Origin of the sequence: Brevundimonas variabilis (assembly GCF_014199945.1) — a bacterium.
In the GTDB taxonomy this organism is placed as follows: domain Bacteria; phylum Pseudomonadota; class Alphaproteobacteria; order Caulobacterales; family Caulobacteraceae; genus Brevundimonas; species Brevundimonas variabilis.
The window spans coordinates 268,632-283,023 of the sequence record NZ_JACHOR010000001.1; the positions used below are offsets into that span (position 1 = coordinate 268,632).

The 14,392-nt window shown below is 68.4% G+C and carries 12 protein-coding genes; 6 read left to right on the forward strand and 6 right to left on the reverse strand.

The features are described from left to right. Positions 1-44: 44 nt before the first annotated feature. The gene (locus GGR13_RS01235; RefSeq protein WP_183211645.1) at positions 45-401 is read left to right on the forward strand and encodes a hypothetical protein; all 357 of its coding nucleotides are present in this window, start codon (positions 45-47) and stop codon (positions 399-401) included. Between the two features lie 15 nt (positions 402-416). On the opposite strand, the gene GGR13_RS01240 is transcribed toward GGR13_RS01235, so the two are convergent. From GGR13_RS01240 to fsa, 3 genes are read right to left on the reverse strand one after another with little or no spacing between them, the layout of a single operon-like run. Continuing rightward, on the reverse strand, positions 417-1,346 hold the full coding sequence (locus tag GGR13_RS01240) for a tyrosine recombinase XerC (protein WP_183211646.1): 930 nt from the start codon (positions 1,344-1,346) through the stop codon (positions 417-419). Further along, on the reverse strand, positions 1,328-2,011 hold the full coding sequence (locus GGR13_RS01245; RefSeq protein WP_183212251.1) for a DUF484 family protein: 684 nt from the start codon (positions 2,009-2,011) through the stop codon (positions 1,328-1,330). Before GGR13_RS01245 ends, GGR13_RS01240 begins: the two co-directional genes overlap by 19 nt. 56 nt (positions 2,012-2,067) lie before the next feature. Next, the gene (gene fsa / locus GGR13_RS01250) at positions 2,068-2,721 is read right to left on the reverse strand and encodes a fructose-6-phosphate aldolase (RefSeq protein ID WP_183211647.1); all 654 of its coding nucleotides are present in this window, start codon (positions 2,719-2,721) and stop codon (positions 2,068-2,070) included. A 270-nt stretch (positions 2,722-2,991) separates the two neighbouring features. On the opposite strand from fsa, the gene GGR13_RS01255 reads away from it, so the two are divergent. Both GGR13_RS01255 and GGR13_RS01260 read left to right on the forward strand, forming a co-directional pair. Continuing rightward, positions 2,992-5,154, forward strand: coding sequence for a primosomal protein N' (locus GGR13_RS01255; RefSeq protein ID WP_183211648.1), 2,163 nt, complete (start codon positions 2,992-2,994; stop codon positions 5,152-5,154). Between the two features lie 64 nt (positions 5,155-5,218). Continuing rightward, the gene (locus GGR13_RS01260) at positions 5,219-6,529 is read left to right on the forward strand and encodes a sensor histidine kinase (RefSeq protein ID WP_246347624.1); all 1,311 of its coding nucleotides are present in this window, start codon (positions 5,219-5,221) and stop codon (positions 6,527-6,529) included. Here GGR13_RS01260 and GGR13_RS01265 read toward each other — a convergent pair. Both GGR13_RS01265 and GGR13_RS01270 read right to left on the reverse strand, forming a co-directional pair. After that, positions 6,526-6,885: a hypothetical protein gene (locus GGR13_RS01265; protein ID WP_183211649.1), complete on the reverse strand. Its 360-nt coding sequence runs from the start codon at positions 6,883-6,885 to the stop codon at positions 6,526-6,528. The two genes, GGR13_RS01260 and GGR13_RS01265, sit on opposite strands and share 4 nt — an antisense overlap. Positions 6,886-6,916: 31 nt before the next feature. After that, positions 6,917-8,761: an ABC transporter transmembrane domain-containing protein gene (locus GGR13_RS01270; RefSeq protein WP_183211650.1), complete on the reverse strand. Its 1,845-nt coding sequence runs from the start codon at positions 8,759-8,761 to the stop codon at positions 6,917-6,919. A gap of 136 nt (positions 8,762-8,897) precedes the next feature. Between GGR13_RS01270 and rpmE the strand changes: the two genes are divergently transcribed. The 3 genes from rpmE (at position 8,898) to GGR13_RS01285 (ending at position 11,217) form a co-directional block, all read left to right on the forward strand. Beyond that, the gene (gene rpmE, locus GGR13_RS01275; protein WP_183211651.1) at positions 8,898-9,122 is read left to right on the forward strand and encodes a 50S ribosomal protein L31; all 225 of its coding nucleotides are present in this window, start codon (positions 8,898-8,900) and stop codon (positions 9,120-9,122) included. A gap of 200 nt (positions 9,123-9,322) precedes the next feature. Further along, positions 9,323-10,900: a L,D-transpeptidase family protein gene (locus tag GGR13_RS01280; RefSeq protein WP_183211652.1), complete on the forward strand. Its 1,578-nt coding sequence runs from the start codon at positions 9,323-9,325 to the stop codon at positions 10,898-10,900. 23 nt (positions 10,901-10,923) lie between these two features. Further along, positions 10,924-11,217: a hypothetical protein gene (locus GGR13_RS01285; protein WP_246347625.1), complete on the forward strand. Its 294-nt coding sequence runs from the start codon at positions 10,924-10,926 to the stop codon at positions 11,215-11,217. A 7-nt stretch (positions 11,218-11,224) separates the two neighbouring features. Here the strand turns inward: GGR13_RS01285 and putA are convergent, their stop codons facing one another. After that, positions 11,225-14,353, reverse strand: a complete 3,129-nt coding sequence (putA, locus tag GGR13_RS01290; protein WP_183211653.1) for a bifunctional proline dehydrogenase/L-glutamate gamma-semialdehyde dehydrogenase PutA — start codon at positions 14,351-14,353, stop codon at positions 11,225-11,227. Positions 14,354-14,392: the final 39 nt, after the last annotated feature.

Genomic DNA, 14,392 nt, shown 5'->3' on the forward strand with positions numbered 1-14,392 from the left:
CCGGTAAACCTGCTAGGGTCACACTCGAATCCGGAGGTCGACCGATGCTTGCACTTGCCCTCGCGTTGCTGGCTGGCCCGGTTGACGAGCCTGCAACCCGGCCGTTTGCCCTGCCCTATGCATCGGCCAGACCGTCCGATGCCGAAAGAGTGGCAAGGACAATGACGATCACGCGTTCGGCTCCTGTCGACTGCGCAAACCTGCTCCAGAGGGTCGGGCCGCTGGCACCGGATACCCCTCTGCAGCAGGCCACGACGGGACAGACGGCTGGTGCCCAGCCCAATGTGAAGATGTACCATCTGCTGGATCGGCGGATAGACGGCTGTCTCGTGCCCCTGATCGTCATTGATCAGCTTCCACAGGCCGATCAGGCCATCGGCCGCATCATCGACCCGCGCTGAGACGCCTTCGCCGGCTCAAGGCCTCGGATGGGCCGCCGCATAGGCGCCGAGCAGGTGGGCGGCGTCGACGGCCGTGTATCTCTGGGTCGTCGACAGGCTGGCGTGGCCCAGCAGTTCCTGGATCGAGCGCAGGTCGGCTCCAGCCCCCAGCAGATGGGTCGCGAAACTGTGGCGCAGGGCATGGGGCGTGGCGCTGGCCGGCAGGCCGAGACGACCGCGCAGAAGCTGGACCGTGGCCTGAACGTGCCGAGGGCTCAGCGCGCCGCCGCGCTTCGCCCGGAACAGGGGTTCATCCGGGGCCAGCACGAAGGGCTGCAGCGCCAGATAGGCCTCCACCCCCGCCCGGACAGCCGGCAGCACAGGCACCAGCCGCATCTTCGACCCCTTGCCGATGATCCGCAGGGTCTCGGGCAGGGGCGCATGCGACCGGAGCAGACCCAGGGCCTCCGAGATCCGCAGCCCGCATCCGTACAGCAGGCCCAGCACGGCCGTGTCCCGCGCCGCTTCCCAAGGCTCCTGATCGGGGTCGGCGGCAGGCTCCTGCATCATCCCGCGCGCCTGATCGGCGGTGACCGGGCGGGGAAGGGAGGGCTTGACGCGTGGCCCCCGAACGAGGGCCAGCTGAGGTGCCGGCGTCCCGCAGCGACGGTCCAGGAAGACATGAAAGGTGCGTATGGCCGACAGGGTCTGGCTGAGCGACCGGGCGTTCAGAGGATGCTCACCGCCTCGCCGCTCGGCCAGATGCGCGCGGATCTCTGCCGCCGTGATCGTGCCAAGGTCGGCCAGCGACTGGGGCTCGCCCCGGTGGCGCTCCAGAAAACCCAGGTAGGTCCGCCCGATATGGCCATAGGCTTCGAGCGTCCGGGGCGACAGCCGGCGCTCATGGGCCAGATGCTCCAGCCAGGTGGACAGAGCCTCCGAGGCGGTCAGTTCAGGATCGGCCATCGCTCGGCCATCCGTTCCACCACCCGGGCGATGAAGGCGACCAGTTCGCAGCCCATCTGTGGCGTGAACCCATCCTCTTCCAGTGAACCGAAGGCACACAGGCCCGAGCGCAGCGTCCCGTCGGGCCCGATGTGTGGTGCGATACGGATCAGGGCCACGGCCCTGACGGCCTCGGCCCCGGCACCGAACAGGTCCAGATCCTCGAAGGCGGGTCCCAGCCATGTCAGACCATGATCGCCAAGCCAGCGGTCGACCCCGCCCTCCTCCAGCCCGCGCCAGCCGAACGGCACGCCGCCCGGCTTTTCCAGCGCAATGACGGCTCCGGCCAGGCCGAACCGGGCCTGGACCGAGGCATCGAGCCGCCGGGCCAGATCGGAATGACTGCGCGACTCCATCAGGTCCAGGGTCGCGACGTGAGTCTGTGTCTGGGCCGCGAAATTGGCGCGGGCGACGCCCTCGATCTCCTTGCGGGCATCGGATTCGCGCGTCACCACCGCCTCCAGACGCGTCAGCGCCGCGGGCCCGAACTCGACGACATTCCGGCCGTGCGGTTTCAGTCCGATCTCTTCCAGCAGCGACCGGTCATCCAGAAGGATCTGCGGGTGGGCCTGCAGCCAGTCGCGCACCTCGGGCCAGTGAAGCTCCGGGCCGCCGGTCTCGCGCATCAGGTCGGTCGGTGCGCTCAAGGCGGGCGTCTCCTCCCGGAAACGCCGGGCCAGATTTACAGGATCGACTGACCGGTCTTGCCCCAGTCCGCCAGGAATTGATCAAGCCCCTTCTCGGTTAACGGATGCTTGACGAGAGCCTTGAAGGTATCGGCCGGCAGGGTCGCAGCATCGGCTCCGGCCAGGGCTGCGGCACTGACATGGGTCGGATTGCGCAGCGACGCAGCCAGGATTTCGGTCTCGAACCCGTGGATGTCGTACAGGGTGCGGATCTCTTCCAGCAGGGTGATGCCATCCGCGCCGTGGTCTTCCAGACGACCCACGAACGGCGAGACGAAGGTCGCCCCCGCCTTGGCCGCCAGCAGGGCCTGGGCCGCCGAGAAGCACAGGGTCACATTGGTCCTGATGCCCTTGTCCGTGAATGCCCGGGTGGCGCGCAGTCCGTCCCAGGTCAGGGGCAGCTTGACCACGACGTTCGGAGCGATGGCCGCCAGCTTGTCGCCCTCGCGGACCATGGTCTCGAAATCGGTCGCCACGGCCTCGGCCGAGATCGGCCCCTCGACCAGGGCGCAGATTTCAGCGATGACCTCGGCGATGTTGCGACCGGATTTGGCGATCAGCGAAGGATTGGTGGTCACGCCGTCCACCATTCCGGTGGGCAGTATGTCCTTGATCGTGGCGACGTCGGCGGTATCGAGAAAGAGTTTCATGCCGCCAGCGTTTAACGGCCTCCGGCGACGATTGCGAGACATCTCCTTGCCAGCGCCTGCGATGGGAAGCGGGACCACGCAGCAATGGAGGGGCACTCTCCAATCCTCCCCATCGCTTGCGATGGGGAGGGGGACCACGAAGTGGTGGAGGGGCTCGTGCCGCCTTCCGGTCCGTCGTTCTTTGAAAGAAACCACCCGGTCCGCATCCACCAGCCCCTCCGTCTCGTCGGCTTCGCCGCCGATCCACCTCCCCACGTCGTGGGGAGGACAATGATCGTCGCCTCCGTCCTGATCCCCCTGCCGGTGCCCGAGGCCTTCGACTACGAGGTTCCGGAAGGTCTCGATGTCGCCCGGGGCGATCAGGTCGCCGTCCCGCTGGGCCCCCGCCTGATCCGGGGGATCGTCACCGAGGTGCGCGAAACCACCGGCTCGAACCGCAAGCTCAAGCGCGTGGACAGCGTGCTGGACGATCCGCGCCTGCCGTCACGAACCGTCGACTTCGTGGAATGGGCCGCGCGCTGGACGCTGAGCCCGCCGGGCGAGATGGCCGCGACCGCTCTGAAGGGCCTGCGCGCTCCCCGCCCCCGGCCCGAGCGCAGGGTGCGACGCTTCGGCGACCGCCTGCCCGCGCGACCCACAGCGGCCCGCGCCGGCGTGCTCGAGGCCCTCGGGGACCGCGCCCTTGCGGCGGCCGACCTCGCCCGGGCGGCTGGCGCTTCCAGCGGCGTGGTCAAGGGCCTGATCGACGAGGGCGTGCTGGAGGTCATCGAGATCACGGCCGAGGCTGCCTTCGCGGCTCCCGATCCCGACCACGCGCCCGCAACCCTGAACCCGGATCAGGCCGCGGCTGCCGATGCGATGGCGGAGGCCACGTCCAGGGGCGGCTTCGCGGCCTTCCTGCTGGACGGGGTCACGGGGTCCGGCAAGACCGAGGCCTATCTGGAGGCCGTGGCGCGGACCCTGCGGGCCGATCCGGCGGCCCAGATCCTGATCCTGCTGCCCGAGATCGCCCTGACCCAGGACCTGATCGCCCGCATCACGGCCCGGTTCGGCACGGCCCCGGCGGAATGGCATTCCGGCATTGCCCCGCCGCGGCGCCGGGTGGTCTGGGAAGCGGTGGTCGCCGGGCGCTGCAACATCGTGGTCGGGGCCCGGTCGGCGCTGTTCCTGCCCTATCCGAACCTGAAGCTGATCGTCGTCGACGAGGAGCACGACGGCTCGTTCAAACAGGAGGACGGGCTCGTCTATCACGGCCGCGACCTTGCCGTGGCCCGGGCCCGGATCGAGGGCGGCACCGTGGTGCTGGCGTCGGCCACGCCCTCGCTCGAGACATTGTGGAATGCGCAGCAGGGCCGGTATCGCTGGCTGAAGCTGGCGGCACGGCATGGCGCAGCTGTCCTGCCCGATATCCAGCTGCTGGACCTGCGCCAGACCCCGCCGGACCCGCAGACCTGGCTGTCCCAGCCGCTGCGAGAGGCGATCGGCGAGACCCTGCTGAAGGGCGAGCAGACCCTGCTGTTCCTGAACCGGCGCGGCTATGCCCCCGTCGTCCTGTGCCGGGCGTGTGGCCACCGGCTGACCTCGCCGGACACTGACAGCTGGCTGGTCGAGCATCGCTACACCGGGCGGCTGGTCTGCCACCTGACCGGCTTCTCCATGGCCCGGCCGAAACACTGTCCGTCCTGCGGCGCCGAGGACAGCCTCGTCTCGGTCGGCCCTGGCGTCGAGCGGGTCGAGGAGGAGGTCCGCCAGCTGTTCCCACAGGCGCGCACGGCCGTCTTCAGCTCCGACACTGTGCCGGACGCGCGCTCGGCCCGGGCCCTGATCCAGACCATGAAGGACGGCGGAATCGACATCCTGGTGGCGACCCAGGCGGCGGCCAAGGGGCACAATTTCCCCAACCTGACGCTGGTCGGCGTCGTCGATGCCGATCTGGGCCTGCGCGGGGGTGACCTCAGGGCCGCCGAGCGCACCTTCCAGCTTCTGACCCAGGCCACCGGCCGGGCGGGGCGAGCCGAACGCCCGGGCCGGGCCCTGCTGCAGACCTGGACGCCCGAGCACCCGGTCCTGATCGCCCTCGCCGCCGCCGACCGGGATGGCTTCGTCGAGGCCGAGATGGCCGAGCGCGAGGCCGCCGCCCTGCCCCCCTATGGCCGTCTGGCGGCGCTGATCCTGTCGGGCGAGGACGCAGCGGCCGTCGAACGCCTGGCCCAGGCCCTGGCCCAGAACATCCCCAATGCCGAACGGCTGGAGGTCTATGGCCCGGCGGATGCACCGCTGGGGCTCATCCGGGGGCGTCGCCGCAAGCGACTGCTGGTCCGGGCCGACCGCGACGTGGATATCCAGGCCTTTCTTCGCGCCTGGCTGTCGCGGGTGAAGGTCCCCGGATCGGTCCGGTTGAGCGTGGATGTGGACCCCTACAGTTTCCTGTAGACACTCCCCAGATAGACCCTTGCCGTGGCCGGATTTTCGGCTCCCTCGATCTGTAGAGTTCGCCTTGCCGTCGCATGAACCGCCCGCCGTCAAGCCCGGCATGACCCCCGAGATCGCCAACCTGGTCGCAGAGGTGAAGGCCGACATCGTCGCCGAAACCGTCGTGCAGATCGATACGGTCACGCCACCCCAGGTCGAGTCGTCTCCCGATCCGGAGTACCGCACACCGCCCGAAGAGCTGCGCTACCGGTTGCGGCAGCAATCGCTGCTGGCCCGATTTGGAGAGCAGGGCCTTCGTGAACGCGACCGTCAGGCCCTTCTGGACACGGCCTGCAAGGCTTGCGCGGAAGGACTGGAAACGCCGTTCGCCAAGGTGCTGGCCTATGACGAGGCGTCGTCCCGGCTGATGCTGGTGGCTGGCACGGGCTGGCGCACGGATGCAGAGGGCCGCACATCGCTGGGATCGGATATGGAAAGCCCGGCGGGCTATGCATTCCGCACCGGAAAGCCCGTCCTGTCCAATCATCTCGAAAACGAGGAACGGTTCCGCACGCCGAGCTTCCTTGCCGAGCACAGGATCCGTCGCGCCATCAATGTGCTGATCCAGCCCGAGATCGACGGGCGCCCCTATGGGGTTCTGGAGGTCGACAGCCCTGACGAGGGACATTTCGACGCCAAGGACGCCATCTTCCTGGACGGGTTCGCCTCTGTTCTGGGTGCCGCGATCGCCCGACAGGCCGTCGAGCAGCGCCTGCTTGCTGCGATCGAGCATCAGGCCCTCATGGCACGCGAAGTGAGCCACCGGGTCAAGAACAGCCTGGCGCTGGTCTCCGGCCTGCTGTCGATGCAGGCGCGCAGCGCGGGATCGGAAGAGACGCGCCAGGCCCTGACCGATGCCGGTGCCCGGATCCATGCCATCAGCCAGGTGCACGACCAGCTCTGGCGAAGCGTCGACCTGGATACGGTGGGGCTGGATGCCTTCCTGTGCCAGCTCTGTGAAGGCCTGGCCGAGAGCGCGCCTCGCCATGTCATCGAATGCGTCGCCGGGCCGGGAACGGTGCCATCGGACGTCGCCATCCCGCTGGGCCTCATCGTGAACGAGTTCGTCACCAATGCCATCAAATACGCCTATGGCGAGGACGGTGGCCGGATCACGGTCCATGCCGAGATCGCGAACGACCAGATCCGGCTTGCCGTCGCCGATGAGGGACAAGGGTTCGACTTCGATGCCGCGCGCACGAACCGCAGCCTGGGTCTGAGGGTCGTCGACAGTCTGGTCCGTCAGTTGGGCGGGACTCTGGTCGATACGGCCGAAGGTACAGGCACCTGCCTGACCCTGACGGCACCGCTATCCGTGGCAACAGAGGTGGTCTAGCGGCCGGCGACCAGTTCCACAGTGATCGTCTCGCCCGTGACCGCCGTCGCCGTCCAGCGCGTCCCGATCCCGCCCCGGACAATCGGCGTGCAATAGGATCCCGGCACGATGATCGGGCGGCGCAGGCTGAAGCACACCTTGCCGTCGCGGACACGCCAGGTGCCGGCATTTCGCCCGCCGCGACGCCCCTCACCTTCGAACCGGCCGTCCGCCGTGAGCCAGGCCCTGGCCTTGCGCCCGTCCGGATAGGTCGAGACCAGGGTATTGCCAAACACCGGCACGAGGTCGGCCGCGGTCGGGGACACGGTCGGGGCCTGGACTGTCAAAGCGAGCGCGATCGTCAGGGCAAGGATCATCGCCGCAGCGAACCGCGTTAATCCGGCTGCGTCAATCCGCGCGGAACTGCAGCTTGGCGAGACGGGCGTACAGTCCGCCACGGGCGACCAGTTCGCCGTGGGTGCCCTGATCCACCACCTGCCCGTTCTCCATGACCACGATGCGGTCGGCGCGAAGGACTGTCGCCAGGCGGTGGGCAATGACGATGGTCGTGCGGCTCTGCATGGCCTGATCCAGAGCGACCTGCACCAGCCGCTCGTTCTCGGCGTCCAGTGCGCTGGTCGCCTCGTCCAGCAGCAGGATCGGGGCGTCGCGCACCAGGGCCCGGGCAATGGCCAGACGCTGCCGCTGCCCCCCCGACAGGCTCTTGCCCCGCTCGCCCAGCGGCGTGTTGAAGCCTTCCGGCAGGGCGTCGATGAACGCCAGGGCCTGGGCCTCCTCGGCCACCTCCCGGGCCTCGGCCTCGGTCGCGGCCTCGCGCCCGAACCGGATGTTCTCGAGCGCCGATCCGGAGAACAGCGGAGCCTCCTGCGACACCCAGGCGAACCGGTCCCGCACCTCGACGGGGTCGGCCTTGCGCACGTCCACGCCATCGACCGACACCAGGCCGCTCTGGGGGTCGTAGAAGCGCAGCAGCAGCCGGAACACGGTCGACTTGCCGGCCCCCGAAGGTCCGACGAGGGCGACCGTCTCGCCCGGCCGCACCGTCATCGAGAAGCCTTTCAGCGCCGGCAGATCGGGGCGTCCCGGATAGGCGAAGTCCACCGCCGACATCGACACCTCGCCCAGCGGCGGGCTTGGCAGGGCAACGGGATGAGCCGGTGCCGCGATCGAGGCCTCCGCCCTCATCAGTTCGTCGATCCGCTCCATCGCCCCGGCCGCCTTCTGGACGTCACCCCAGCTTTCTCCCAGCGCCCCGACCGCCCCGGCGGCAAACACGGACAACAGGACGAACTGCAGCAGGGTCCCCGGGGTCATCGTCCCTGAGATCACGTCCTGGGCCCCCAGCCAGAGAACCAGGGTCACGCCGCCAAAGGTGACGACGATGATCATGGCGGTCATCAGGGCCCGGGCCCGCATGCGCTTGAGGGATACGCCGAACGCCCCCTCCACCGCCGCACTGAACCGGGCGATGGCGCTGTCGACGCGGCCGAACGCCTGGACGGTCTCGATGGCATCCACACTCTCGCCGGCAAAGCCCACGGCATTGGCGAACCGGTCCTGGGAAGCGACCGTCAGCTTGCGGACCTTGCGGCCGAACAGGAAAATCGGGCCGAGCAGCAGCGGCACGATCAGCAGGACCAGACCGGTCAATTTGGGGCTGACCACGAACAGCAGGATCAACCCGCCAATCAGGGTGAGGAAGTTCCTGAGCGCAAAGGACACCGAGGTCGTCAGCAGCGTCTCGACCAGGGCGATATCGGTTGTCAGTCGGCTCAGCACCTCGCCCGTGCGCATCTGGGCATAGAAGGAGGGATCCAGCGTCAGGATGCGGTCGAACAGGCCCTTGCGCACATCGGCAATGACCCGCTCGCCCGTCTTGGTGACATAGAAATAGCGGCACGCCGAGGCGAGGCCGAGAAACAGCGCATTGGCCCCGAGCACCAGGAACCAGAGGTCCAGCTGCCGGCCACTGTCCTCAAAGCCGTTGTCGATCGCGCCCCGCGCCGTCACCGTCAGACCCAGTGACGCGGCCGTGGACAGCAGCAGCCAGCCCATCGCGATCAGCGCGTCCAGCTTGTGCTGCATCAGATAGGGAAGGAGGCGTCCAAGAGGGCGGATATCCTTGCGCTTGGCCCGACGTTCTCCGGCCTCCCCCATCTGTTCGATCAGCAGCGCTCCGGCGCCGGGGCGGTCGGAGACGGAGGGCGCTTCAGTCGGGGGGGAGACGGTCATCGACGCGCCTCTTGCCCCGGAACGCCCCCCGGTGTAAACGCCGCCGCTCATTCCCGCCGGAGCTCTGGCGGGATTTGTCATTTTCGCGCACCGACGGTCGGCATCGTCACCGCGCCCAAGAGACCGGACGACGACCATGAAAGCGGACACGCACCCCGACTACCACTTCATCACCGTCACCCTGACGGACGGTTCGACCTACCAGACCCGGTCGACCTACGGTAAGGAAGGCGATGTCCTGAACCTCGACATCGACCCCTCGACCCACCCGGCCTGGACCGGCGGCAACCAGCAGATGCTGGACCGGGGCGGTCGCGTGTCGCGCTTCAACAACAAGTTCGGCGGCTTCATCAAGAAGTAGGTCCACGGAACGGGCACCCGCAAAGGTGGGCCTTCCGGACCGAAATGTCGCACCTGGGTGCGGCATCACGACCACACAAAGCGTCGTCCCTTTCGGGGCGGCGCTTTTTGTTTGGCTGGAACGCCGTTAAGGTGAACTGGGTTCGGGTACAGGACGTCGGCGCGCGATGCAGTGCCGAACACAGGGATTGAGCGTAAGTTATGAATCGACGGCAACTGGGTCTCGGCATCGCCACGACGGCGATGACGGCAGCAGCGGCGGCAGCCGCCCAGCAGGCTGTTCCCCAATTCGAGACCGCACCGATCCGACCCGTGACCCGGTGGTCCGCCGCGTTCGAGGATCAGATCGGCCGCCTTCCGGATACGGTCCAGGGCGACGTGCGGGCCTTCTATGACATCAACGGCTGGCGTCCCGTCTGGACGGCCGAGCGCCTGCGTGGCCTGAACGCGGCCGCAGGTCGGTCCGAACGCCACGGTCTGCCCGCCTCGGACTTCTTCGACTTCGTCGGCTATGCCGCGGATCGCGACAGTGCCGACGTGCGCACCACCGCTGCGGCCCTGACCTATGCCCGCGTACTGGCCGAGGGTCGCGTTCGTCCCGAGGACGTCGAGGACCTCTGGGAAATGCAGAAGAACCGCGTCGATCTGCCGAGGGGTCTGAACGACGCCATGGTCCGCGGACAGCTTCTGGAGTGGTACGAGGCGCTGGCCCCCTCCGACATCGGCTATGCCAACCTGTCCGCAGGCTATGTGCGCTACCGCCGCCTGGCCCGTGATGGCGGCTGGCCCGTGTTCCGGCCCGGTGCCCCCATCGAGCCCGGCAACAGCGACCGGCGCATCCCCGCCCTGATCGCCCGTCTCGTGGCCGAAGGCGACCTGACCGCCGCCCAGGGGGAAACCCTGAAAGCCCAGGGCGTCGTCTATTCCAGTGCGCTGCAGACCGCCGTGCGCGGCTTCCAGGCCCGCCATGGCCTTGGGGCGGACGGTCGGATCGGCACCGGCACACAGCGCTCGCTCTCGGCCTCTGCAGAGGACCGGGCCCGTCAGATCGCCCTCAACCTCGAGCGGCGTCGCTGGCTGAAACGCGAGGTTGCGCCCGAGCGGATCGAGGTCAACACGGCCGCCGCCATCATGGTCTACTGGAAGGACGGCCGGCCCGTTCACTCGAACCGCGTCGTGGTGGGCTCGGCAGAAAACCAGACCCCCAGCCTCGAAAAGCCCTTCGCATCGGTCGTCGCCAATCCGCCCTGGAACGTCCCCTCGGGCATTGCCCGGCGCGAGATCCTGCCGCGCGGCCCCGCCTATCTGCGCAGCCAGAACATGTACGTCACGCCGGAAGGCAACGTCGTCCAGCGCGCCGGTCCCCTGGCCGCCCTCGGCTATGTGAAGTTCGAACTGCGCGACAGCTATGCCATCTTCCTGCACGACACGCCGTCGAAGGCCGCCTTCAACCTTGCTACCCGCCAGCGGTCGCATGGCTGTGTGCGGGTGCAGGGTGCGGTGGAGTTCGCCCGTCTTCTGCTCGCCCCGGATCCGGTAAAGCTCGAGGAGTTCGACACCGCCCAGCAGACCCGCGAGACCAAGCGCGTGACCACCGGACGCGAGATCGGCGTGCGACTGCTGTACTGGACCGCCTTCGTCGATGGTCAGGGCCGCGTGGCCTTCCGCGAGGACGTCTACAAGCGCGACCAGAAGCTGGCCGAGGCCCTCGGCATCGCCATCAGCCTGCCGACACCCGTCGACGACGGTCGCACCGACGTCAACGACGTCGGACCCTGATCACAACAGAAAGACGCCCGACCATGATGAAGGCCCCGACGCAACGATCCCGCCGCCTCGCGTGGCGGCTCGCCGGCTGGGGACTGGTGGCTGGCCTGCTGCTGATCCCCGCCGTGGCGATGCTGATCACCGACGAGGTCGTCTGGACGACAGGCGACTTCTTCCTTGCTGCGCTGCTGCTGATCGGCGGTGGACTGCTGATCGAACTCATCGTCTGGAAAATGCCCGGCCGGCCCGTTCGGCTGGCCCTTTGTCTGGCCGTCCTCGCCGCCGTCGGCGTGGTCTGGGCGGAAGGGGCCGTCGGCCTCTTCCGCTGATCGCTGCCTAGAGGTTCAGCAGGGCCGGGTCGCCGCCCTGGGCGGAGATGTTGTTGCTGATCGCCTTTTCCGAGGCATAGCGGATCAGGCTGTTGGGTCCGCCCGCCTTGGGTCCGGTGCCCGACAGACCCTCGCCACCGAATGGCTGCACGCCCACGACCGCGCCGGTGATGGAGCGGTTGATGTAGACATTGCCGGCCGGGACCAGGGCGATCACCTCCTCGGCAAAGGCCTCGATGCGGGAATGGACCCCCAGCGTCAGCCCGTAGCCGCGCGCCGCCAGCTTGCGGGCCACGGACGCCAGATCCTTCGGGTCGTAGCGGTAGACGTGCAGGATCGGGCCGAACACCTCGCGTTCGAGGAAGTCCGGTGTGGGGATCTCGGCAATCGTCGGTGCGAACAGATCGCCCCGGGCCACTTCGGCGGGAAGGGTTGCCCGCGCCAGGACGGACGCTTCGCGCGACAGCCGCTCGACGTGGCCTTCCAGCATCGCCCGGCTGTCGGTGTCGATCACCGGGCCGATATCGGTCGCCGGGTCGGTGGGATCGCCGACCACCTGGGCGGCCAGCGCGCCTTTCAGGCCCTCGATCAGGCTGTCAGCAGAGTCCTTCGGGGCATACAGGACGCGCAGGGCCGAGCAGCGCTGTCCGGCCGAGCCGAAGGCCGAAACGATGACGTCGTCGATGACCTGTTCGCGCAGGGCCGTGGTGTCGACAAACATGGCATTCAGGCCGCCTGTCTCGGCGATGAACGGCAGGATCGGACCGGGTCGTGCCGCCAGCGCTCGGTTGATCGCGCCGGCAGTATCGGTGCCGCCCGTGAAGGCCACGCCGTCGATGCCGGGATGGCTGACCAGGGCTGCACCCACGGTCTCGCCGCGTCCGGGCACAAGGGCCAGCAGATCGGGGTTCAGCCCCGCCCTGTGATACAGGCGCACAGCCTCTGCAGCGATCAGGGGCGTCTGTTCGGCGGGCTTGGCCAGGACGGCGTTACCTGCTGCCAGCGCGGCCGCGACCTGGCCCGTGAAGATGGCCAGCGGGAAATTCCAGGGGCTGATGCAGGCAAAGACACCGCGACCGTGCAGCACCAGCCGGTTGGTCTCTCCGACCGGGCCGTTCAGCGTCTGCGGCCCGCCGAAATCCTTCTCGGCCAGCATCGCATAGTAGCGACAGAAGTCGGCCGCCTCGCGCACCTCGGCGACGCCATCGTTCAGCGTCTTGCCCGCCTCGCGCGCCAGCAGCGCCACCAGCCGGTCCATGTCCGCCTCGAGGGCATCCGCCATGGCCCGCAGCACGGGCGCACGCCGCGATCCACCGGCGCGATCCCAGGCCACCTGGGCACGGGCCGCAGCCTCGATCGCCGCGTCGATATCGGTCGGGCTCGCCTCGGACACGTGGCCCAGGACCTGCGACCGGTCGAACGGATTGGTCACGTCCTGCGGGTGGGTGCCGGCCAGCAGCCTGCCACCGACGATCGGGCCCGAGGTCAACTTCTCGGAATCGACCTTCGACAGGGCCAGGGCGTGACGCTCGCGGTCGGCGGCCTGGGAGTAGTCGCGACCGAGTGCGTTCTGGCGGTCCATGTACATGTCCTTGGGCGTGGGGATCTTGGCGTGACGGTCGGGATGGGCCTCGACCGCGGTGATGGGATCGGCAGCGACGGCCGAGGCCGGAACGCGCTCGTCGAGCAGGGCGTGGACGAAGGACGAGTTGGCCCCGTTCTCGAGCAGCCGGCGTACCAGATAGGGCAGGAGGTCCTCGTGTCCGCCCACGGGCGCATAGGCCCGGACGTTCATCGTGCCGAACGTCTCTGACGCCGCCTCGTAGAGGGCCTCGCCCATGCCATGCAGGCGCTGGAACTCGATCTTGACGCCGCTGTCCTTCGCCATCCGATGCACGGCGGCTAGGGAATGGGCGTTGTGGGTCGCGAACTGGGCATACAGATGCGGAGCGGCGTCGATCATGGCGCGGGCGCAGACCAGGTAGTTCAGGTCCGTCGCCGCCTTGGTCGTGAACACGGGATAGTCAGTCCGGCCCATGACCTGGGCGCGCTTGATCTCGGTGTCCCAGTAGGCCCCCTTGACCAGCCGGACCATCAGGCGACGGTTGGCGACCCGGGCCAGTTCAGCCACGCGGGCAATCACCTCCGGCCCGCGCTTCTGATAGGCCTGGACCGCCAGCCCGAGACCGGTCCAGTCCCTCAGATCCGGTTCATGCGCCAGCCGGTCGAGCAGCTTCAGCGACAGCGCCAGCCGGTCGGCCTCTTCGGCATCCATGGTGAAATTGATGTCGTAGCGCGCCGCGATCAGCGCGAGCCGGCGGACACGCGGATAGAGCTCGGACCAGACCCGGTCCTCGTGCGTCGCCTCATAGCGGGGCGACAGGGCCGACAGCTTGACCGAGACCCCGTGTCCGACCTCGGGCCCCTGCCCCTTGGCCGTCTTGCCGACAGCGGTAATGGCATCGGCATAGATGGTCTCGTAGCGTTCGGCATCGGCCGCCGTGCGAGCCCCCTCGCCCAGCATGTCGAAGCTGCAGAGCCAGCCTTCACGGTTGGATCGCTTCAGGGCCGCTTCGATCGTGCGACCGACGACGAACTGCTCGCCCATGATACGGACCGCCGCCGCGACCGCCTGACGGATCACCGGCTCGCCGAGCCGGCCGGCGACGCGCTTCAGAAAGCCCGGCAGATCGGTCTTGGCCTGCTCGTCGGCATCGACCAGCTTGCCGGTCAGCATCAGGCCCCAGGTCGAGGCGTTGACGAAAAGGCTGTCCGACTGCCCGAGGTGCGAGGCCCAGTCGGCCGAGCCGATCTTTTCCGCGATCAGCCGGTCGCGCGTGTCCTCGTCCGGCGTGCGCAGCAGGGCTTCCGCGAGACACATCAGGGCCAGCCCCTCACGCGTCCCGAGCGAGAATTCCTGCAGGAAGCTCTCGACCACGCCCTGTTTTTTCTGACTTTTTCGGGCGTGCTCGACCAACGCCACGGCATCGGCGACAACGGCTGTGCGAGCCGCGGCATCCAGCGGCGAGGCGTTCAGGATCGTCTGGACGGCAACCGGCTCATCAGCAAACTTGCCGTGATCCAGCCTGTCCCAGTCCTGCGTGAGGGTCAGGGGTGGGGAGACGTGTGCGTTCATGCGCACGCTCTACTCCCTTAGCCCGCAATGGGGAAAGGG